We start from the raw sequence: 2,207 nt of genomic DNA on the forward strand, positions 1-2,207 counted from the left end.
CTTCTGTACCGATGATTCAATGGCAGGGAATCACAGTCATGATGGCAGAGAAACCGCAATTTGTAGGCTGGAATTTCGGCGTGTTAGGTTTTTATGTTCTGTTTTTTAGCGGTTTAACGTATGTAGCGATTCGAAAAAAAGAATCATTTTTATAAAAGGAGAGAAGACATGATGACAGGACTTTTTATCAGTGAATTAGAGCGAACGTTTAAACGAAAGAAAACAGCGGCTGTATTAGCCGTGTACGCAGGGTTACTTGCTTTTATTTGGTTCTTTTTATTTCGAATGGGAGGCACTTCGTTTTTCGATGCAGACCATGACGTGAAAATTGATTCTTTAAATTCCGCGCCCTTGTTTCTTCGAGAACTGTCGTTTGTTATTACGTTTATTGTCATTCCTATGTTTGTTGCAGATAGTTTTAACGGCGAGTACACGTCCGGAGCTTTGCGCATGGTATTGATTCGACCGCATCATCGTGTAAAGCTGTTTTTTGTAAAATGGGCCGTTCAATGTTTGTTAGTTTTTCTTATTCTTTGTATTACGTGGGTAGTGGGCACGTGTGTTGGGAAGCTAGCTATGCCTCACGTAAACGAAACAACGTTTTTAGGCGGACATACGCTAGGGACTTTAGGGGCGTTCCTATATTCGCTGAAATTTTACGGCATTTGTTTTTGCATCTTTATAGCGGTTATTAGTATCGGGAGTATCCTGAGTGTTCTTATGCCTAATTCCATTTTATCTTACGTAGCAACTATTGGTGCTTTAATTGGAAGTGTGTATGTGTCAGATAAACTAAGCTTCTTTTTCTCCGTAACCGATTCTGTTTTTCATGAATTAAGCAGGCCAAACTCTGAATTTTTAGTGAACCTATTATTTCCAATCTTGCTTATTAGCCTTATAATAAACCTATTCGTATGGAAAAAGAAAGAATGGGTAGGGTGAGCTGGAGATGAAGCAAACAATTTTACTAGTAGACGACGAAAAAGACATTATTTCGTTTATGAAAGATGCGCTGCAAGATGAAGGATATGAGGTGATGTTCGCTTACGACGGTCAAGAAGCGTTAAAGAAGCTAAAAGTAAATCCAGACTTAATTGTGCTGGATGTGATGATGCCAGGCATGGACGGCTTTGCTCTTTGTGAATTGATCCGAAAAAGCATATCATGTCCCATCATCTTTTTAAGCGCCAAGCAAACGGAGCAGGACAGAGTAAAAGGACTATTAGTCGGTGGAGATGATTATTTAGTTAAGCCTTTTAGCATGAAAGAACTAAAAGCCCGGATTTACGCCCATCTGCGCCGGGAGCAAAGAATTAATAGTAACTCCTATAATAGGCTTCATTTTGGAGAGTTAACCATTGATTTAAACGGCTATCAAATTTTACATAACAATGAAGTGATTCCGTTTACTTCAAGAGAATTTGAGATTATTCATTTCCTCGCTCTTCATCCAGGTCAGGTTTTTACACGTGAGCAGCTGTATGAAAAAGTTTGGGGCTACGACGCGGAAGGCGATTCGTCTACGATTACAGAACACGTGAAAAAAATTAGAGCAAAACTACTAAAATATGACGAAACACCTTATATCTCGACCGTTTGGGGCATTGGCTACAAATGGGTAAAATAAAAAAATGGATGAACCGGGCAACGTTAAAAGCGCAGTTTGTTTTATCTTTTCATTTGATTTTGCTGTATAGCCTGCTTGCGACACTTTTAACGTGGGGAATTGTCATCTCAGTGAACTGGGTTTTTATGCCCGGAGCACTGAATCCGGCAAATTATTATGAAAAGAAAATCCCAGAAATTATCCAGTTTGTGAACAAAAAGGAAGATGCGCTTCTTTCTAAAAGTGCTAAAAACCAAGTAGAATCAGTTATTCCGCTAGAAGGAATGGATTATCAAATTATGAATAAAGAAGGACAAATCGTGTATGGATCCATGCCCACTTCATATATAAAGAGCAAACGCGATTTTTATTCTCAGGTTAATACAAACATCCATTCAGGTAAATATATTATAAAAGTCTATCCGCTTTTTAATTCAAAAGACGAGGTAAACGGGGCCATTGCGCTGAGATATCAATTAAACATGGCTTCGACTAACCCAAATATTAAATGGTGCAAACGTTCTTGAAGATACAGATAACCAAATCGCTAGCCAAATCCGCGGTTAACTTCATCTAATAATCTAAGTGAAGTAATAAAAGG

General features: G+C 38.4%; 3 protein-coding genes. All 3 read left to right on the forward strand.

Annotated elements, in window-relative coordinates; all coding sequences use genetic code 11:
• Window positions 1–168 precede the first annotated feature (168 nt).
• From AC1DRF_RS24090 to AC1DRF_RS24100, 3 genes are read left to right on the forward strand one after another with little or no spacing between them, the layout of a single operon-like run.
• The gene (locus AC1DRF_RS24090; RefSeq protein ID WP_082178509.1) at window positions 169–942 is read left to right on the forward strand and encodes an ABC transporter permease; all 774 of its coding nucleotides are present in this window, start codon (window positions 169–171) and stop codon (window positions 940–942) included.
• Between the two features lie 7 nt (window positions 943–949).
• On the forward strand, window positions 950–1,627 hold the full coding sequence (locus tag AC1DRF_RS24095) for a response regulator transcription factor (protein WP_477741881.1): 678 nt from the start codon (window positions 950–952) through the stop codon (window positions 1,625–1,627).
• Window positions 1,615–2,133 carry a hypothetical protein gene (locus tag AC1DRF_RS24100; protein ID WP_477741882.1) on the forward strand — a complete coding sequence of 173 codons (519 nt, stop codon included), beginning with the start codon at window positions 1,615–1,617 and terminating at the stop codon, window positions 2,131–2,133. Before AC1DRF_RS24095 ends, AC1DRF_RS24100 begins: the two co-directional genes overlap by 13 nt.
• Window positions 2,134–2,207 lie beyond the last annotated feature (74 nt).

The sequence above is a fragment of the Priestia sp. P5_B4 genome, from assembly GCF_056400385.1.

Bases quoted from the DNA above. Each gene is read 5' to 3' on its own strand.
- AC1DRF_RS24090 (WP_082178509.1), top strand. From the start codon at position 169: ATGATGACAGGACTTTTTATCAGTGAATTAGAGCGAACGTTTAAACGA.
- AC1DRF_RS24095 (WP_477741881.1), top strand. From the start codon at position 950: ATGAAGCAAACAATTTTACTAGTAGACGACGAAAAAGACATTATTTCG.
- AC1DRF_RS24100 (WP_477741882.1), top strand. From the start codon at position 1,615: ATGGGTAAAATAAAAAAATGGATGAACCGGGCAACGTTAAAAGCGCAG.